The following is an 18,326-nucleotide window of genomic DNA, read 5'->3' as shown; positions in this document are numbered from 1 at the left end:
ATTTTATATAGTTACCCTATCTTACAAAAATATACAGTAAAATTGAATTTTTAATCAATTTTTTGAATATACTGAAATGATATGCAAACTCGGTCTATCATGATAAAATACCTGCTATGTATACACTTGACCCAACGTGGTTGCCGTTCAGTAACCTCATGCTGAAACATATCTACAACGTGCTGCTCATCTGCAACGACTATGACCGTTTTCTCTTGGAGGAAGACGGACGGGTTGAGGAGGAGTTATATCTCGAATATACCCAGCTTGGGCTGAACAATCCCCCAAAATTCACCCACACCAGTACAGCTGAAGAAGCGCTGAACCTATTGAATCAAAGGAAGTTTGATTTGGTGGTCACCATGCTTGACCTCGGGACCGACTCCGTTGAGCAATTGGCAACGACCATCAAGAAGATCGACCCGCAAATGCCGGTTATCGCACTTTCCCCCTCTTCAAGCCACAAGAGAAACAAGCTGATCAAGGGATCAGACGGCAAGGACATCGACTACTTCTTCTACTGGCAGGGGGACCCCACCATCTTCCTAGCCATGATCAAATTGGTTGAGGACGGAATGAACCTGGAACATGATACCCAGGAAGCGGATGTCCAACTCATCATTCTGGTAGAGGACTCTGTACGGTTCTATTCTTCCTACCTACCCATGATGTACACCACCTTGATCCAACAGAACCGCTCAGCCATCCTCGAGGCACTGAACAACTGGGGGAAAACCCTCAGGATGCGTGGCAGACCTAAGATTGCGCTTGCCAGGACCTATGAGGAGGCCCAGGAACTCTATACAAAGTATCGGCACAATATCCTGGGAATCATCACCGACATGTCCTATCTTAAAGAGGGAAAGCAAGACAAATATGCCGGCCTGCATCTTACAAAAATGGTCCACGCAAATGATCCTGAAATTCCAATCTTGATTCAAAGCAGCGACAACACTGTCCAGGAGATGGTAGAAGACGCAGGGGCCTACTTTCTATGGAAAAACAACTCAGCACTCCTGTTTGAACTCAATAAATTCATGACCAAGCATTATGGGTTCGGACCCTTCATTTTCCGCGACCCCGATACCATGGAGGAGATTGCCCGGGCTGAAACTATGCGCGACCTGCAAAGGGTCCTTCCCAAGATCCCGACGAAAAGCTTTGATTTCCATTCCAGGCGAAATGACTTTTCACGTTGGCTCAGGGCACAGAGCCTCTATGCCATTGCAGCAAGAATCAAGGACCTGAAAATTCCTGCAAACGGAGACGCAAAGGTAGTACAACAACAGATGACTGAAATCATCCGCAACTACCGCAAGGAAAGGACCAAGGGAGTCATAGCCCAGTTCAGTAGGAACAACTATGACGAGACCCTGTTCTTCAGCAGAATTGGGGGAGGATCGCTAGGGGGAAAGGGCCGTGGCCTCGCCTTCATTGACATGGTGCTACGGGCCGCCAAACTCCCGGAAAAATACCCGGATGTATATCTCTCCATTCCACGTACCGTAGTGGTAACCACCGACCAGTTCACCCAGTTCCTTGAAGAGAACGATCTGAATGATATCGCTTCAGGAGATCTTCCTGATGAGACCTTGCTTAAAATATTCCTCTCCAAACCACTGAGCAATGAGTTGGTACTGAACCTCGCTGAAATCGTCCAAGTTATCCACCAGCCAATCTGTGTCCGTTCTTCCAGTCTTCTGGAAGACTCACACTACCAGCCATTTGCAGGAGTATATGAAACGTGCATGCTTCCCAACCAAGGATCCGACGAGACAAGGCTCCAGGAACTCTGTGATGCGGTTCGCGCAGTCTGGGCTTCCACCTTCTTCCGTAGTGCAAAGGAGTACCTCAAGGCAACCGAGCATATGCTGGAGGATGAGAAGATGGCCGTCATTATCCAACAGGTCATAGGAAGCAACCATGGCCCTTACTGGTATCCAAACATCAGTGGGGTTGCCCGCTCCCTGAACTACTATCCCTTGGGAGGAGAAAAACCTGAGGATGGTGTTGGTATGCTCAGCTTCGGCTTTGGCAAATCGGTAGTGGACAACGGATCGGCCCTGCGTTTCAGCCCTACCCATCCAAAGCGACCAGCACAGTTCCTTGGAGGCAACCAGACCAGCAGCCAGAGTACCTTCTACGCCCTAAATATGAAAAACGGCTACCATCCGCTTGAAGAAGGGGGACTTGAGAATCTTGAACTGCTCAATTTCCGTGAATCATGGGCATATCCAGAAGCTATCAGATACATTGCAAGCACCTATGATTTGGCCAGTGGTATGCTTAGTGAGTCTGTCAGGACTGAGGGAGAGAAGGTCATAACCTTCAACGGCATACTGAAGTATGACGCATTCCCCTTGGCCTCTATCGTCAAGGATGTGCTTCAGTTGGGAACAGAGGCAATGGGAAAACCAGTGGAGATAGAATTTGCCGTAAACCTGAATCGAGCTGCCCCAAAGATGAGGGAATTCAGCCTTCTCCAGATTCGCCCGATTGCAGCAGGGAACGAGGAGAATGATGTAACCATCAGCGAAAAGGAACGAGAGAGGGCTGCCATCCATTCCCATGTGGTCATGGGAAACGGAAAGATAGACCACGTACAAGACATTATCTATGTAAAGGTTGAAAACTTCTCTGCCTCTGCAATGAGAGGAATGGCCAAGGAACTCGGCAAGCTCAATGCAGCAATGGTTGTTGCGGAGAGAGACTATGTATTGGTAGTAGCGGGAAGATTGGGTAGTTGTGACCCTTGGCTGGGTATCCCAGTGACTTGGTCGCAAATATCCCGAAGCAAGGTCATCGTTGAAACTGGTTTGCAGGGGTTCCAAGTGGAACCTAGCCAAGGAACCCACTTCTTCCAGAACATGACGAGTCTTGGATGTCTCTATTTAACAATAAACCCGGCATATCGATCTGGTTCAATGCAGTATGAGAAGCTTAAAACACTCCCGATGGTTTCAGAAACGGAACACTTCATTCATGCAAGAAGCGAAAAGCCATTGACCATAAAGGTCAACGGCTTCGACGGAGAGGGAGTAGTACTCATCGATTAATGCTCCGGATGGGCCTCTTTGTAGGCCCAGACCCAGATTGCCGTGTGAGAGTGGACTGCTGCCACAGCCTTCTCACTATTTCTATCCATAATCGCCTGATGTAACTGCCGATGTACCTCATCAACTCCCTCATGGATGGGATTGATGGTCTTGGTGAACAACTCGATTACGAAGGTATAGATATTCTCCACGATACTGTTGTGAGAAAACCGTGCAAGCAAGCGATGATAATGCAGGTCCAGGGCACCCGCTTTCTGGGCAGAAGCCTGTTCATCTCTAAGTGCCTCCTGGAACTCCCTCATTGTTTGATCGAGTAAGGCCAACTCGTCATCGCTTGCCGACTCGATGACTAATTTGACGATACCCTCTTCCAATAATTGCCTCACTTGGGTGAGTGATTTATAATCACGATCCTGGACGAGTATCTGGAACAGCTGGGGGTCGAAGAGTCGTTTGTTTGAAGCGCTGGAAACAAACGTTCCATGCCCTTGCTTGATTTCAACCACCCCATAGGCAGAAAGAATTTTCAAGGCTTCACGCACCGTACCACGCCCAACTTTCAGGCTCTCGGCAAGGGAGATTTCATTGGGAATCATATCTCCGGGAGAAAGCTTCTGGTCGATCAAGAGCTCCTTGATTTTCTCTATCACCAATTCAACCGCTGACTGGCGGCCTTCGTGTACCCTGAATATGTCTTCCATGGAAATAATTCCCCCTGCATACAGCACTGTATCATACCAAGAACCCGTGAGGAAAGCGAAGAATCATTAATCCTTGTAATCATCCCTGGAAGGGGAGAAACACTCTATGAGTTCAGTATCCTCAAGGATCTTGGAACCATGGGGATCCATCGAAGGGAAGTAGTATGCATCCCCAGCGTGCAGATCTAAAATCTCGCCATCGCCCTTGATGAAATGGATATGGCCCTTTACCACAAAGCCATTCTGGCTTTCTGGGTGGGTATGCATATCCAACGTGGATCCTTTCTCAAGGTAAAAATAGCAGATCATGCTATCCTGGTCATAGGTCAAGGTAACCCGTTCAATTCCCTTTGCACGTTCCACTCTCTTGTCTGTATGCAGATTTCCTCTATGTTTCTTCTGGTCCATTAGTTATTTCCCCTTCTCTCAGCAATCAAGGCAAGCAGGGCATTCCATCCCTTCTGGAACGAAGAGCGGAACAGCTCAACCCCGCCATAGTCGTAGTACTCATCAACAGTCATTCCATCAAGATCAAAAGCACGCTGGTAGTCAGGAAGTTCCTTTCTGAGCGTCAGTATCTGTTGTTCATCCAGAGTATTGCCGATACGATCAACCACCTCCTTGTCTTGTTCAATCAGGACATCGGCAGTCCCTTTCCAGTTGATGGTGATGCCCAAATCTCCACCCACCAGCTCAGTGAAATCTTCAAGCTTTCTCGCTCCTCCACCGATCATGATTCCTGGATAGCCTCTCTCTTTCATCAGCTTATACTCTTTCTTTGCGATGGATAGCCCTGCATATCCAGCCAACTCCTCATCAATGGATAGCCGTTGCTCCTTGATGACACGCTTGAAGTGGTCATCGAGGATACCGGTGATGTGGGTAACATAGAAAGGAGGGGCGTTCCCGCTCTCTTGGCTAACCTTCTGGTAGGCTTCACAAATGGCAATAGTCTGACTCAAACTCATAACCTCTGTTGCCATCGTGGGGATAGTATGCTCCACCATGGTGCGGATTGCCTCAATACCCCACTGAGTTACCGGTATCTTAATGCAGATATTCTCAGCAATCTTACGGTTCTCCAACCCTTCTTTTACAATCAAGCTGGTATCCCTCTCGGCAAACGGATTCCCTTGGATGGTGACCAATCCCTCTGTCCCCCCACTGGAACGATAGAGCGGAAGAAATACATCTGCAAGACGGCCTACCATCATCTGTTGAACCTTGGAGGCAAGAACTGAATCATCTTTCTCATAGGGAAGCAATAGATCAATCGTTCGTTTAACAACAAGCATGTCCTCTTCTGATTCAAAGAGCTTTGAAACATAACTTGGGTTGGTGGTGCAACCAATTGCACCTTCCTCTATCGCCCGCTTGGCTTGCTCAATGGTCGGGTTGTTGATCCAGAACCGAGTCTTGGTCTGCTGATGCACACGGTGAAAATAGGTAGATTTCATATACACACCTCTACTTGAAAAATAGTGACGGAAGCCACAGGGAAATCTGTGGAACATAGGTGAGAACCACCAATGCCACCAGAAGGGAGAACAGGTACGGCAAGACTGCTTTGAATACCTTCCCCACGGGAAGCTTCACGATTGGACTGAGCATATATACGCTCATACCAACGGATTCTCGGCAGTTGGACCACTCTTTTCCGCCTGCCCTTGTGCAAACAGAGCCGTTGCCAACAAGGTGACAAGCACCAATACAACAATTTTCTTCTTCATTTGTTTCTATCTCCTTTTGTTTGTATCCTCAGGTAAGCCTGAGGAATTATACCTTTGTATGTTTGATGGCCCTCTTGGCTCCCTCGACAATATCCTGTACAGACATACCGTAGGCATCAAGCAGTTCATCAGGGAAGCCGGATTCACCATACACATCCTGTAATCCCAAACGCACCAGATAGGCAGGGTTACCTTCTGCAATTACTTCTGCAATCGCACTACCAAGACCATTGATGATGGTATGGTCTTCAATAGTAACCGCACATCCTGTCTTTTCAAGAATAGTTGCAATTCCTGCTTGGTCTAATGGTTTGATGGTTGCAACCTCCACAACCTTCACCCCAACGCCCTCTTCTTTCAGCTGTTTTGCAGCTTCAATTACCCGGTTGGTAATAAAACCATGGCAAAAGAGCGCCACATCACTCCCTTCATCTATCAAGGTTCGAATCTTGCCTAAAGGGAATGGTGTCCCATCTGGAAAGACTTTCTCTTCACGCCCACTACCAATTCGTATGTATACTGGTCCCTCAATATCAACACTTGCCAGCATTGCTTGATAGACCTGGTTACCATCTGCCGGACAGAGAATGGTGAAATTGGGCATCGTCCTGAGAATTCCCACATCCTCAATGAACTGATGGGAGACTCCTTCCCGGTTTCCTCCGTGCAATCCACCGTTGGCCCCGACAAAACGGACTTTCAGGTTAGGATAGGATACAAAGGTACGCATTTGCTCACAAGCACGCATTGTCAGAAATCCTGCATACGTGCAGATGTAGGGCAAGAGGCCACTGGAAGCAAGCCCACTGGCTACCCCAACCCCGTTCTGTTCAGAAATCCCAAGTTCAATGACACGGTCAGGAAAGACTTCCAAAAAGGGTTCACCTTTCACCACTTTCAGTGAGTCGGTGGAAACAAATACGATATCCTCACGCTCTTTTGCCAAATGCAACAATGCATCCCTGAATCCAATTCTGGTACTGTCAACACTGCTCATACCACACCTCCCAGTTCCTTCATGGCTATACGGTACTCTTCATCGGTATAGACCCGTTTATGCCAGGAGTTCTCTCCTACCATGAAGGAAACCCCGTTTCCCTTGACGGTCTTGCAGATGATTGCAGAGGGGCGTTCCCTTTCTTCCTTGGCTTTCTCAACCGCATGCAAAATCTGGGAAATATCATGTCCGTCAATGCTTTGGGTATGCCATCCAAAAGCTTTCCACTTATCCTCAATCGGGTATGGGCCTGATATCTCTGAGACGGTTCCCCCACTCTGGTAGTTGTTGTTGTCTATGAATACTGTCAGGTTTGCTGCCTTCTGATGACTTGCGGCCATTGCTGCTTCCCAGATCATTCCTTCTCCAAGTTCACCGTCACCGGTAACTACATATACCAGGTTTGCTTGTTTCTGGATTCGAGCAGCCAATGCCATACCCAGTCCAATGGAAACCCCGTTTCCCAATGAACCTGTGGTTGCATCAAGACCTTTCGTCTTTGGTGCATAGGGATGCCCTTGCAACTTGGAATGAAGGTACCGTAGGGTATACAAATCCTCTACAGGGAAATAGCCTCTTCTTGCAAGTGCTGCATACAACACGGGACAGGAGTGTCCCTTAGAAAGCACAAAACGGTCGCGATCAATCATATCTGGGTTGGATGAATCTATATTCATCACCTCAAAGTAGAGGGCGGTAATAATGTCTGCAACTGAAAAACTGGGACCTGGATGACCATCCTTGGTTCGGTAAACCATCTCCACGACATCTCTCCTGAGCTGCAAAGAGATCGCATTCAACGCTTCAAGATCCATAGCTTCCTCCTACAATAGTCCCTTGATCTGCTCAACACCCAAGCGGGGGCTGCTGAGCACAGTCTTGCCGGTAAGTTCTGCAAGCGGCTTCTCCATTCGAGCCATAGAGCCTTGGGCAAGAAGGATTACATCACAGGAATCCGATACCTTTTTAGCCGTCTCTGCGATCAGTCGATCATGGGTTTCTGCATCCCCGGCGGTGATGGCAGGGAATGCACCATCAGCCAATGCACTGATGGTCTTGATTGATTTCCCTGCCTCCTGTGCACACCTTTGCAGCAACCGTATGGTTGGATCCAAGGTGGTAGGGAGTGTTGCCAGGACAGCGATTGAGTCAGAGAGTTCAATTGCCCGCCGAGCCATGGGTTCATCAATTCTAATAATCGGGATGGGAAAGAACTCTCGTGCCCCGTAGACAGCATCCCCGATGGAGGAGCAGGTGTTGAGAATCAGCTCAGCACCTGATGCACAGGCAATCTCATAGTATCCATAAAGCCGTCTCTTCACAGCCTTGGTCATACCACCTGCCTCAATGATGTCAGCAATCATGCTGTCATCAAGTATGTTCATCACCTTGTAATCACCAAGAATCTCTTTCATCAGATCTGACAATGGTTTCACCAATGCAGCTCCGGTATAAATAGCAGCAATCGTATGTTCAGCCATGCATACTCCTCCCAATTCCTATAACATCATACATCATACATATGAAGAATGAAGTACATTTCTCAATCTGTCAAGGAAAAATTCAAGGAGTCCCCTCTGAGGCAAGCAAAAGACCAGGACCCCTAAGCAAGGGGCCCTGAATAAAAACTTTGAATAGTATTATTGATTAATAGAGACCACGGATGTGTTGAGCCACCTTGTCCTGATAGAACTTCTCCAATTTCTGATGCAACGCATCTGAGAGAGGAGGAAGATCGGAGATTGCAGCATTATCCAGCACCTGAGATGGTCGGCTGGCACCCGGGATTACCACCGAAACTGCATCAAAGTCGAGTATCCAGCGAAGTGCCATCTGGGCAAGGGTCATCCCCTCAGGCTTCAGAGCCTTGAGCTCTTCAGCTAGCTCAACTCCCTTCTCAAACGGAATGCCTGCAAACGTCTCACCTACGTTGAAGGCAGCTCCATCGCGATTGAAGTTACGGTGATCACTCTTATCAAAGGTGGTGCTCTTCGTCATCTTGCCGGAGAGAAGTCCACTAGCCAATGGAACACGGGCAATAATGGAAACCTCTTTCTCCTTGGCCTTACCAAAGAGGTCGGTGATCAATTTCTGGCGGAAAATATTGAAGATGACCTGTAGAGACGCAATACCTTCCTGCTTGAGACAGACAATGCCCTCTTCCACAGTCTCAACACTTGCCCCGAAGTCAGCAATCTTTCCCTGCTTTTTCAAATCCCTGAGGACATCAAAGACGCTTCCTTCTTCCAGGACCGCTTGAGGAATACAGTGCAGCTGGATTAAATCCAAGCGTTCAACTCCGAGACGGGAGAGAGAGTTTTCAGTGTGGCGGATCATCGCTTCCGGGGTGAAATTCCCAGGCCATCCAGGATCTCCACCACGCCCCAATTTTGTTGCAACAAAGAAGGAATCACGACGAGATTTGAGGAATTTCCCAATAAACTTCTCGCTTCTTCCATCTCCATATACATCAGCCGTATCAAAAAAGGTGATTCCAGAATCAGCTGCAGTCTGGAGGATCTTCATGGCGGTCTCATCCTCTACGGTACCCCATGACCCACCAATCTGCCAGGTCCCCAGTCCAACCTCGGAAACCAAGGTCCTATTTGTACCAAACGGTCTTTTCTTCATAGTAACTCCTCCAATTTGTGTATCTCTCTGTATCTTAGGAAGCTCTCACACAAAAAGCAAGGAATACTGGCCTTAGAGCTGAGAGAGAAATGCATCCCATAACGTATCTTGTGGAGGATCGGCAACAATGGTTAGCTCTTCCTTGCGTACCGGATGAACGAAAGAGATGGATCGAGCATGGAGACAAATACCCCCATCGGGGTTGGAACGAGGAAATCCATATTTGAGGTCCCCCTTTATATGCAGACCAATTGCAGCAAACTGCGCCCTGATCTGGTGGTGCCTACCGGTATGCAGCTGTACCTCCAATAGATAGTAGGTCTTGCTTGCAGCAATGAGACGGTAATCCAGCTTTGCAAGCTTTCCTTTCTGCTTCTCCACAGGAAGCGCAACACTTTTGTTTGCCTTGGTATCACGGATAATATAGTGAAGCAAAGTCCCCTCTGTTTCATTGGGAACCTTATCCACAATCGCCCAGTAGGTCTTCTTCACAGTATTTCCCTTGAAAAGCTCATTCATTCTGACCAAAGCTTTCTCAGTCTTGGCAAAAATCACTAACCCACTGGTTGGACGATCCAAACGATGGGGAATACCCAGATAGACATTTCCCTTTTTGTTATAGGTAACTTTCAGATACTCTTTGACGAGGTCCGCGAGTGTTCTGTCTCCCGTCTTGTCTCCTTGTACCAATTCACCACCACGCTTGTTCACCACGATCAAGTGATTGTCCTCATAGAGTATCCGACCTTCCAGTTGCTCCATTATTCCTTCTCCATCTCATCATCGTCAAAGAGCGACGGTTCCCGTTGGTCTTCGTGTACCACTTCTTTCACTGCCCGCAGTCGTATGGATGCTACTTCCTTGACTGCAAGACGAACCCCGTTCGCCTTCACGCCTCTCTGCCGGTAATCTGAGAAGTAGAACTTCTCCTCCAGAATTCGTAGTCCCGGCTTTTTCTTATAGGTAAGGTTCAACTCAGCATTCTCAAAGGTGGACAGTTTGACTATCTTGAAGTTTCCTTCTGGAACTAAGGGATAGAGTTTTTTCAACTGGTAGCTCAAGATCTGACACCGCTTGATGAACAGGTATTTGTAAGTCTTCTCCTGGTAGATGATGGTAAAGGTAACCTTGGCAAGTTCATCCTTGTCAGCGAACCCACAGTACAGCATTCCCTTCCCGACGAATTCCTTCTCAGGGGCATCGATTACCTGATAGCTACCATCCTTTCGTATCACCAGGATACGGTCAAAGGGACTGACATCAAAAAGGGTGTTTCCCTTCTTTACATCATATCCCAGATACCCAGCGGTGGCATCATATCGCAAAGGCAGGTTTCGCTCTGCAACCTCTTTCACATCGACCATTTCAAACTTTTTGATGGTACTCTTTCGCTTGTGGTCCTCATCTGACATGAGCTGCTTCAATTCAGCAATGAAAGAGAGCGCATACCCGGTCAAATCGGCAAGCTTCTTTTCAATATCCGCAAGCTGTTCGTTGATCGTTTCGATTTCTTGATGGTTCTTTTCAATATCAAACAAACTGATGCGCCTGATGGGAATCTTCAGCAGACGTTCAACGTCCTCGCTATCAAGCGGACGAAGCAGTTTCTCAGAAAAAGGCTTGAACCCAGTGACTACTGCCTTGTCTACATCTTCTGCACTCCGTTTCTGTTCGATACGCTTGTAGATTCGCTCTTCAACAAAGATTCTTTCCAAGGTCCTATAGTGGAGCTTGTCCAAGAGATGGCATTTCTCCAACTTGAGCTCTGCCTCCAAGACCTCAACCAAGTGGTGTGCATGGAAATCCAGGATCTCATGCACCCCCATGATGGTAGGAGTATTGTCCCTGATAACAAGCGGATTGACTGAAAGCTTTGTCTCACACGCCGTATAGGCATACAAGGCATCAACAATCTCCTGTGAATAGGTATTTCGGGCAAGGCTGATTTCGATGTTTACCTTTTCGGCGGTATAGTCAGTGATGGAACTGATTTTCAGCTTTCCTTTCTTGGCTGCATCCTCAACTGAACGGATCATCATCTCACTGGTGGTTCCATAGGGGAGTTCCTCAATGATGATGCGCTTTGGATCCTTGGTATTCAGTTTTGCCCTGATCGAAACGGAACCCCGTCCATCTTTGTAATCATCAACATCAACAATGCCCCCCCCCGGGAAATCAGGGTAAAGTTCATAGGATTCACCCCGCAAAGAGGCCGCCATTCCATCAAATACCTCAAGAGGGTTGTGGGGAAGAATATAGGTGCTCATTCCTACAGCAATGCCACTTACCCCTTGGATAAGAACAACGGGAATCTTTGCAGGGAATACAACAGGCTCCTTGTTTCTACCATCATAGGATTCTACAAACTCGGTGAGCTCAGGATTGTACAGCACCTTCTTTGCAAAAGGGAGGAGACGGCATTCAATGTATCGTGCTGCGGCGGCTCTGTCCCCTGTCAAGATATTTCCGTAGTTTCCCTGTCGCTCAATGAACAAGTCACAGTTAGCAAGGTTTACCAAGGCCTCATAGATGGAGGCATCCCCATGCGGGTGATAGCGCATCGCCCACCCTACAACATTGGCAACCTTATGGAACTTACCGTCATCCATCTCAAACAGTGTGTGGATGATTCGTCTCTGTACAGGTTTGAATCCGTCAACAAGATCGGGAATCGCCCGTTCCTTGATGACATAGCTTGCGTATTCCAGGAAGTTCTCTTTGAAAATTGCGTGTGCCTGAGTCATCAGATTAGATTCTCCATAATGAAGTCGCGTCGTTCAGGGGTATTGCTACCCATATAGAACTCCATGGTTTTATGCATCTCATTCATTCCTACGATGGAGACCGGCAACAGACGCATATCCTCTCCGATGAATTGACCGAACTCCTTGGGATCTATCTCCCCAAGCCCCTTGAACCTGGTCACTTCAGAATTTCGAATCTGGCTTGTGGCATGGTCCCGCTCCTTCTCGCTGTAACAGTATACTGTCTGTGTCTTGTTACGTACACGAAACAGCGGAGTCTCCAGAATATAAAGACGGCCGGAAAGCACCAAATCTTCGAAATACGTCAAAAAATAGGTCATCAATAGGTTTCGGATGTGGAACCCATCGGTGTCGGCATCAGTTGCGATAATGACCTTACCGTAGCGTAGTCCTTCCACACCGTTTTCTATGCCAAGGGCCACCATCATGTTATAAAGCTCTGCATTCTTGTATATCTCAGTTTTCTTCTTTCCGAATACATTGACAATCTTTCCTCTCAGGCTGAATACGGCCTGGGTCATGACATCCCGCGTCTTGGTAATCGTACCGCTGGCACTATCTCCCTCGGTGAGGAAAATCATGGAGCTCTCACACGCTTCTTGGTGGGCGTTGCTTTGTCCCAAGTGGTACTTGCAGTCCTTGAGCTTGGGAATATTCAGACTGACCTTTTTGGCCGACTCCCTTGCTCCCTTCTTAACCTCGTTCAGTTCTTTGCGAAGCTTCTCATTGTTGAGAATTTTCTGATTGATCTTCTCCGCTTCTGCAGTATTTTTCAACAGGAAATCGATAATGGCGTCTTTCACTTCATTGACAATCCAAGTCCGAATTTCCGTATTACTGAGTTTGTTCTTCGTCTGGGATTCAAAGACTGGTTCCTTGATTTTGACAGCAATTGCACCAACCACGCCTTCCCTTACATCCTGTGGTGCCCAGTTCTTCTTGAAGTACTCGTTTATGCCTTTGAGAATACCCTCTTTGAAGGCACTTTGGTGGGTTCCCCCATCGTTGGTATGCTGGCCATTCACATAGGAAAAATAGTTCTCCCCATAGGACCCTGTTACATGGGTCAAGGCAAATTCAAGCTGTTTGCTCTGGTAGTGGATGATTGAATAAAGATTCTCCGTACCTACCTCTTTATCCAGAAGATCATACAGACCATTGGAGGATTTATAGGCACGATTGTTGTAGTTGATTGTAAGGCCCGTGTTCAGATAGGCATAGCTCCAGATCCTGGAGATGACAAAATCCTCATTATAGGAGTACTCACCAAACAGTTCCGGGTCAGGTGTGAAAAGGACTTCAGTTCCATCAGCTTCCTCTGTTTTGCCGGTCTTTTCTCTGATCAGTATTCCTTTTTCAAAAATCGCTGTGCTGTATTTCCCTTCACGATAGCTGGTGACCTGAAAATGCGAGGAGAGTGCATTCACCGCCTTGGTACCAACCCCGTTGAGACCGACAGAGAACTGGAAGACATCATCACTGTATTTTGCACCGGTATTGATGATTGAGACACAGTCAACCACTTTCCCGAGGGGAATCCCTCGGCCGAAGTCTCTTACCGATACCTCGCTCTCCTTCAATCGGATGACGATACGGCTGCCATAACCCATGATGAACTCGTCGATACTGTTATCCACCACCTCCTTGAGCAGGATGTAGATACCATCATCGACATGGGTACCGTTTCCCAACCGCCCGATATACATACCGGGACGTTTTCGAATATGCTCCAACGCACTGAGCGTAAGAATTTTCGATTCATCATATGTTGTCTTCGCCATGACTGAGCATTATAACAGAATTCTACAATGATAGCAAAATAGTCGACAGAATAATACTCTTGCAGGAAGGGATCTTAGTGCACTACCCTATATACATGAATACCATCCTCTTACTCTATCTAAGCATCTCCTTTGCCCACCTCAGCTTCCGATCTGAAGGTTACCAGACACTTGGCGATCTAACAAAGATTCTGCTGATGCCGATCTTGATTGTATATGTCATGCAACAAGGATCCTATCCCTTGATTGTCGCTGCGCTTCTCTTTGCCACCCTTGGAGATGCATTATTGACCAAGGGATATCAAGGCAGCTATTTTCTCTGGGGTATGGGCAGTTTCGCAATTTGCCATATTTTCTACAGCATCCATGTACTATCATTGGGGGTGGATTGGATTCTCACAGCCATTGCCTTTGCAGGGCTTCTGATTCCCTATGGTTTGCTGTATCGTTTACTAGGGAAGCAGAAGGGCTCTGCGAAGTACCTTGTGTATGCCGCACTGCTTTGTATACTTGCATCCCTGTTGACGGGGCTTGCTTCGCTGCTCTGCATCATTGGTGTATTGCTGTTCATACTCAGCGATACCATGATCGGTTTGAACAGTCTCTCCATGAAACAGGTAAGTAATACCAGTGAAATGGGAAGCTATATCCTTGCCCAACTTTTTCTGATTCTCGGATTAACCACTCTGTAGGAGAATACAATGAAACCTCATCACACACATCAACCACACCATACCTCGCATAAGAGAAAAGAAGGGTTGGCCGCCGGGTCCCTCGTCTTTGCGGGCGAAGGACAACCTGAGACGACGAAAATTCGCACCCACCTATACTCGGAGGAATCCTATCAGATGGTGGATGGGTTTGTACTGCCGGCTGAGAACCAGCGTTGCTGGATACAAATCAGTGGGCTCTCTTCCATCATGTCTATTGTGGAGGTGGCAAAGGCATTTTCCCTCTCCAACCTTAGTCTTGAGGATGTATTCTCAACTGATCAAAGACTGAAACTCGACAACTACGAGCACTATCTTGCCGTCACACTCAGAATCCTTGCAACGGCTACCACAAAAGATCAGCAACTCTCCCTCTTTCTCGGGAACAATTGGGTGCTCTCCATCACAGAATATGCCAGCGATGTCTTTCTTCCTGCTATACGCCAGTTGGAAGATTCCCAAGCAAAGCTGCAGGGAGGAGCGAGTAGCATACTCTTCCACACACTCGTTGATCGGGTGGTCGACCAATATCTGGTGAGAGCTGATGAACTGGAAAATGAAACCGATGAACTGGAACAGCTGGTAATTACCGCTCCCAATGATACGGATGCACCTGCCATCCATCGGCAAAAAGCAAAGATTCTTACACTCAGGAGAATGACCAGTCCTCTCAAAGATATTCTCGCTACCCTGATTAGGGTTGAGCACCCCTTCCTGGATAAGAATACCAAGATATTGCTCACTGATATCCAAGACCACGCCCTCTGGCTTGCTGAGGAGTGTGAAATGCTCAGGGAAACAGTCAGCAGCATCATGGAAGTCTATCTCTCCAGTCTCGATACAAAAATGAACTCCATCATGAAGGTCTTGACGATTATCAGCACCATCTTCATTCCTCTCACCTTTTTAACAGGTCTTTATGGGATGAATTTCTCTTACATACCCCTTGCAAACTACCGGTGGGGGTTCTACGGTATGTTGGTATGTTGTATGCTGGTGGTCTTCGGCATGGCTTATTATTTCTGGAGGAAACAGTGGTGGTAAGGGGCCCCTCTTACCCACATATCCATATAATGGTAACCAAGTAGCCAGAATCTCGACGGAATTGTTGCCAACGACAGGCATTATTTCGAGGAGCATTCGAACGTCTACCGGGTAGCTGTGAGTACAAGAATGGAACGTTGGATGAGTGCGCGCTCAGCAGAGCGAGGCTTAGAAGAAAGAGCACGAGAAGACTCCCGACTTTAGGCGGGAGATGCTAGTGCCCATACGTTTTTCTGATTGGCAATGAAAGGTATTCTCAAGAAAGGCTACCCCTGGCTTGGCGAGGCTCCAGCGGGATCTAAGCAGGAAAGCCAAAGGCTCCAGGAACAGGGAGAAGGCCAGGATACAGGTTGCCCGCATTCATGAAAAGATTGCCAACCAGAGGAAGGATACGATTGAGAAAGCCACAAGCATGATTGTTGATGACAACCAAGTCGACGCCGTGTGCATGGAGGATCTCAATGTCAAAGGCATGGTCAGGAACTTCAAGCTGGCCAAATCCATAGCAGATGCCTCGTTTGGATTCTTCCGGATGAGGATGGAGCAGAAGTGCAGGGAGAGAGGGAAGAGCTTCGTGCTGGCACCTCGCTTCTACGCGTCCTCGAAGACTTGCAATACGTGTAAAACAACAGAGAGGGATTTACCCCTCTCTGTCAGGGAGTGGATTTACCCATCCTGCGGGAACGTAACGTCTGTGGAGATGAACATCGTAGAAGCAGAAATAGTTCTTGGGAATGCTTTCCAAGAAGCTCCCTGCCTGTAGGCAGGAGAGTTGTCACGTGCGTTCCCGTGCCGTCTTCAGTGCAAGTGTCCACCAAGAAAGCTGGTCGATCATCTGTTCAACCAAGTTCTCGAGATACCCCAAATCCTTGATTTGCTTCTGACCGTTTATGATTTGAAAGAAATCATTGCCTTGAACCAGGACGGCTTGTCTGACGGGCGCCATCTGCAATTCAACACAGATGTCCCTCAAGTGTTGTACAGCACGTGCCCCACCGGCCGAACCATAGGAGAAATAGGCCGCCGCCTTACGATTCCATTCCGGATAGGCGTAATCCAAGGCATTCTTCAAGGCTGCGGTGATACTATTGTTGTATTCGGCGGTGATGAAGATGAATCCATCAAATTCAGCGACTTTTTTCTGCCATTTCTGTGCAATCGGATTGGTCGAGGGGACATAGGCATTCGATGCGACTTCGTCGAAGAATGGCATCGGATAGTCACGCAAGTCGATGATTTCGAAGGAAAGATCGGTCCGTTTCTTGGCGATGGACGCTACATAGGTTGCTGCTTGTTCTCCCACTCTCGTGGTTCTGGTACTGCTTATGATAATTCCAATTTTTGGTATACTCATGATTGTTCTCCTTAGAGGGAAAATTTCTTTCTCTTAAATATAGTGTACAATAATATTTTACAAACGTCAATTGATAGTCATATAGTTGTTCGAATTCCCGACTCAATTGTAACTAGGTCGGCTCATCTCCCTGTTCGGCATCCACTTCGGGTTTGCCGGTCTCCTGGATGTTCAAGGTCTTGCCATTCCAGAATACTCTATCTTGAAAAAGTTGACGAACAACCTGCCATCCATGGTCTTCTCGCCGTACAATCCTTTCGCTCGAAGTCAATTCGAAAGAGATTACCGACACCACTATGATGGACCAAAGGGGTAGTGGAGAGGGCCTACCAAAGCGTTGAGTTTTATAAAAAGACCTTGTTTTTTATAAAAGACAAGACTATCATTGATACAAATACATGATTTTCTATAAAAGATGGAGAATACCATGATACCTGCACCATTACCTCCACTCGTTGAATTGGAAACAAAACAGATCTTGAAGAAATTGATTGATGCAAAAAGCAATCTCTCCCAGCTGAAGGGACTATCACACTCGATTCCCAATCAGGAGGTATTGGTGAATACCTTGGTTCTTCAGGAAGCAAAGGATAGTTCAGAGATTGAAAATATCATAACAACCTATGATGACATGTTTGCAAGTCGGGATTCCGATGACTCGCAAACCTTCACCATTGCCGCAAAGGAAGTACGGTATTACCGTGAAGCACTACAGACAGGATATGATGCGTTGAAAAAACGAAGCTTGCTTTCCAGGAGTGACATCCTTGTTATTCAAGAGACATTGCAACAAAACCAAGCGGGCTTCAGAAAACTGCCAGGAACAGCCTTGGTCAATGATAGGACCAAGGCTGTTGTCTACAATCCTCCTGATCCTCAGCAGATTGATACGTTGATGGATAATTTCCTGTTGTATTTCAATGATTCTTCTGTATGGGAGCTTGACCCACTTGTAAAAATGGCTGTTCTCCATTATCAATTTGAATCGATCCATCCCTTTTACGATGGCAATGGGAGGACCGGTAGAATCTTGAACGTTCTCTACTTGGTAAAAGAGGGGTTGCTCGACTTCCCCATTATCTACCTCTCCCGATTCATCAATGTCAACAAAGGGAGATATTATGCTTTGTTGCAAGCAGTACGGGATGAAAACAAATGGGAGGAGTGGGTTCTCTTCATTCTTGAAGGAGTTGCAAGAACTTCCCTGACAAGTTGTACCATGGTGAGTCAGATACGTGATGCAATGCAATCCTATAAACATGAAATCCGAAGCAAATACCCAAAATTCTATAGTCAGGATCTCATTAACAATCTTTTCTATCATCCCTATACAAAAATCAACTACGTTTCCAAGGAGCTGGATACAAGTTACCAAACAGCAAGAAAATACCTTGAACTGCTTACTGAAGACGGACTATTGGAAAAACGGACTATCTGGCGATCAAGCTACTATATCAACAAAGCACTCATGACCATTCTCTATAATGCAGAACGTGATATGCTTCGTCTGTAGTACCTGCAGTTCGACAAGCAAGAACCGGAAAACTGCATATCAAA

General features: G+C 47.1%; 16 protein-coding genes and 1 pseudogene. 5 read left to right on the top strand and 12 right to left on the bottom strand.

Annotation, left to right across the window (positions count from 1 at the left end; all coding sequences use genetic code 11):
- Positions 1-116 precede the first annotated feature (116 nt).
- The gene (locus tag DYP60_RS00770) at positions 117-3,056 is read left to right on the top strand and encodes a PEP/pyruvate-binding domain-containing protein (protein ID WP_117328957.1); all 2,940 of its coding nucleotides are present in this window, start codon (positions 117-119) and stop codon (positions 3,054-3,056) included.
- Here DYP60_RS00770 and DYP60_RS00765 read toward each other — a convergent pair.
- The 11 genes from DYP60_RS00765 to DYP60_RS00715 all read right to left on the bottom strand — a co-directional run bounded on the left by DYP60_RS00765 (position 3,053) and on the right by DYP60_RS00715 (position 13,661).
- A complete protein-coding gene (locus tag DYP60_RS00765) occupies positions 3,053-3,757 on the bottom strand; it encodes a FadR/GntR family transcriptional regulator (RefSeq protein ID WP_133299259.1) in 705 nt (234 codons plus the stop codon). The genes DYP60_RS00770 and DYP60_RS00765 overlap by 4 nt on opposite strands.
- 66 nt (positions 3,758-3,823) lie before the next feature.
- Positions 3,824-4,165: a cupin domain-containing protein gene (locus tag DYP60_RS00760; RefSeq protein ID WP_117328955.1), complete on the bottom strand. Its 342-nt coding sequence runs from the start codon at positions 4,163-4,165 to the stop codon at positions 3,824-3,826.
- On the bottom strand, positions 4,165-5,214 hold the full coding sequence (locus DYP60_RS00755) for a transaldolase family protein (RefSeq protein WP_165849458.1): 1,050 nt from the start codon (positions 5,212-5,214) through the stop codon (positions 4,165-4,167). Before DYP60_RS00755 ends, DYP60_RS00760 begins: the two co-directional genes overlap by 1 nt.
- 10 nt (positions 5,215-5,224) lie before the next feature.
- Positions 5,225-5,380, bottom strand: a complete 156-nt coding sequence (locus DYP60_RS00750) for a hypothetical protein (RefSeq protein WP_237446309.1) — start codon at positions 5,378-5,380, stop codon at positions 5,225-5,227.
- A 153-nt stretch (positions 5,381-5,533) separates the two neighbouring features.
- Positions 5,534-6,484 (bottom strand): transketolase family protein, encoded by a 951-nt coding sequence (locus DYP60_RS00745; RefSeq protein ID WP_117328953.1) that lies wholly within the window; start codon positions 6,482-6,484, stop codon positions 5,534-5,536.
- A complete protein-coding gene (locus DYP60_RS00740) occupies positions 6,481-7,299 on the bottom strand; it encodes a transketolase (protein WP_117328952.1) in 819 nt (272 codons plus the stop codon). Before DYP60_RS00740 ends, DYP60_RS00745 begins: the two co-directional genes overlap by 4 nt.
- 9 nt (positions 7,300-7,308) lie before the next feature.
- Positions 7,309-7,965, bottom strand: a complete 657-nt coding sequence (locus tag DYP60_RS00735; RefSeq protein ID WP_117328951.1) for an aspartate/glutamate racemase family protein — start codon at positions 7,963-7,965, stop codon at positions 7,309-7,311.
- 166 nt (positions 7,966-8,131) lie between these two features.
- The gene (locus DYP60_RS00730; protein ID WP_117328950.1) at positions 8,132-9,115 is read right to left on the bottom strand and encodes an aldo/keto reductase; all 984 of its coding nucleotides are present in this window, start codon (positions 9,113-9,115) and stop codon (positions 8,132-8,134) included.
- A 72-nt stretch (positions 9,116-9,187) separates the two neighbouring features.
- A complete protein-coding gene (locus DYP60_RS00725; RefSeq protein ID WP_117328949.1) occupies positions 9,188-9,877 on the bottom strand; it encodes an RluA family pseudouridine synthase in 690 nt (229 codons plus the stop codon).
- Positions 9,877-11,859: a DNA topoisomerase IV subunit A gene (locus DYP60_RS00720; RefSeq protein WP_117328948.1), complete on the bottom strand. Its 1,983-nt coding sequence runs from the start codon at positions 11,857-11,859 to the stop codon at positions 9,877-9,879. Before DYP60_RS00720 ends, DYP60_RS00725 begins: the two co-directional genes overlap by 1 nt.
- Complete coding sequence (locus DYP60_RS00715) at positions 11,859-13,661, bottom strand: DNA topoisomerase IV subunit B (RefSeq protein WP_117328947.1); 1,803 nt, start codon at positions 13,659-13,661, stop codon at positions 11,859-11,861. The genes DYP60_RS00720 and DYP60_RS00715 overlap by 1 nt, the downstream gene beginning before the upstream one ends.
- 95 nt (positions 13,662-13,756) lie before the next feature.
- Here DYP60_RS00715 and DYP60_RS00710 point away from each other — a divergent pair, with 95 nt between their 5' ends.
- The 3 genes and pseudogenes from DYP60_RS00710 to DYP60_RS00700 all read left to right on the top strand — a co-directional run.
- The gene (locus DYP60_RS00710; protein ID WP_117328946.1) at positions 13,757-14,353 is read left to right on the top strand and encodes a lysoplasmalogenase family protein; all 597 of its coding nucleotides are present in this window, start codon (positions 13,757-13,759) and stop codon (positions 14,351-14,353) included.
- Positions 14,354-14,362: 9 nt separating this feature from the next.
- Complete coding sequence (gene corA, locus DYP60_RS00705; RefSeq protein WP_117328945.1) at positions 14,363-15,415, top strand: magnesium/cobalt transporter CorA; 1,053 nt, start codon at positions 14,363-14,365, stop codon at positions 15,413-15,415.
- A gap of 268 nt (positions 15,416-15,683) precedes the next feature.
- A pseudogene (locus DYP60_RS00700) lies at positions 15,684-16,178 on the top strand (RNA-guided endonuclease InsQ/TnpB family protein); the annotation flags it as partial.
- A 12-nt stretch (positions 16,179-16,190) separates the two neighbouring features.
- Here DYP60_RS00700 and DYP60_RS00695 read toward each other — a convergent pair.
- On the bottom strand, positions 16,191-16,769 hold the full coding sequence (locus tag DYP60_RS00695; protein WP_117328943.1) for an NADPH-dependent FMN reductase: 579 nt from the start codon (positions 16,767-16,769) through the stop codon (positions 16,191-16,193).
- A 427-nt stretch (positions 16,770-17,196) separates the two neighbouring features.
- Here DYP60_RS00695 and DYP60_RS00690 point away from each other — a divergent pair, with 427 nt between their 5' ends.
- Positions 17,197-18,282 carry a Fic family protein gene (locus tag DYP60_RS00690; RefSeq protein ID WP_237446310.1) on the top strand — a complete coding sequence of 362 codons (1,086 nt, stop codon included), beginning with the start codon at positions 17,197-17,199 and terminating at the stop codon, positions 18,280-18,282.
- Positions 18,283-18,326 lie beyond the last annotated feature (44 nt).

It is taken from the genome of Sphaerochaeta halotolerans, assembly GCF_003429665.1.
GTDB lineage: Bacteria > Spirochaetota > Spirochaetia > Sphaerochaetales > Sphaerochaetaceae > Sphaerochaeta > Sphaerochaeta halotolerans.
Note: the sequence above shows the minus strand (reverse complement) of the source record. Positions and strands in the feature narration are given on the sequence as shown.

Bases quoted from the DNA above. Each gene is read 5' to 3' on its own strand.
- DYP60_RS00770 (WP_117328957.1), top strand. From the start codon at position 117: ATGTATACACTTGACCCAACGTGGTTGCCGTTCAGTAACCTCATGCTG.
- DYP60_RS00765 (WP_133299259.1), bottom strand. From the start codon at position 3,757: ATGGAAGACATATTCAGGGTACACGAAGGCCGCCAGTCAGCGGTTGAA.
- DYP60_RS00760 (WP_117328955.1), bottom strand. From the start codon at position 4,165: ATGGACCAGAAGAAACATAGAGGAAATCTGCATACAGACAAGAGAGTG.
- DYP60_RS00755 (WP_165849458.1), bottom strand. From the start codon at position 5,214: ATGAAATCTACCTATTTTCACCGTGTGCATCAGCAGACCAAGACTCGG.
- DYP60_RS00750 (WP_237446309.1), bottom strand. From the start codon at position 5,380: ATGAGCGTATATATGCTCAGTCCAATCGTGAAGCTTCCCGTGGGGAAG.
- DYP60_RS00745 (WP_117328953.1), bottom strand. From the start codon at position 6,484: ATGAGCAGTGTTGACAGTACCAGAATTGGATTCAGGGATGCATTGTTG.
- DYP60_RS00740 (WP_117328952.1), bottom strand. From the start codon at position 7,299: ATGGATCTTGAAGCGTTGAATGCGATCTCTTTGCAGCTCAGGAGAGAT.
- DYP60_RS00735 (WP_117328951.1), bottom strand. From the start codon at position 7,965: ATGGCTGAACATACGATTGCTGCTATTTATACCGGAGCTGCATTGGTG.
- DYP60_RS00730 (WP_117328950.1), bottom strand. From the start codon at position 9,115: ATGAAGAAAAGACCGTTTGGTACAAATAGGACCTTGGTTTCCGAGGTT.
- DYP60_RS00725 (WP_117328949.1), bottom strand. From the start codon at position 9,877: ATGGAGCAACTGGAAGGTCGGATACTCTATGAGGACAATCACTTGATC.
- DYP60_RS00720 (WP_117328948.1), bottom strand. From the start codon at position 11,859: ATGACTCAGGCACACGCAATTTTCAAAGAGAACTTCCTGGAATACGCA.
- DYP60_RS00715 (WP_117328947.1), bottom strand. From the start codon at position 13,661: ATGGCGAAGACAACATATGATGAATCGAAAATTCTTACGCTCAGTGCG.
- DYP60_RS00710 (WP_117328946.1), top strand. From the start codon at position 13,757: ATGAATACCATCCTCTTACTCTATCTAAGCATCTCCTTTGCCCACCTC.
- corA (WP_117328945.1), top strand. From the start codon at position 14,363: ATGAAACCTCATCACACACATCAACCACACCATACCTCGCATAAGAGA.
- DYP60_RS00695 (WP_117328943.1), bottom strand. From the start codon at position 16,769: ATGAGTATACCAAAAATTGGAATTATCATAAGCAGTACCAGAACCACG.
- DYP60_RS00690 (WP_237446310.1), top strand. From the start codon at position 17,197: ATGATACCTGCACCATTACCTCCACTCGTTGAATTGGAAACAAAACAG.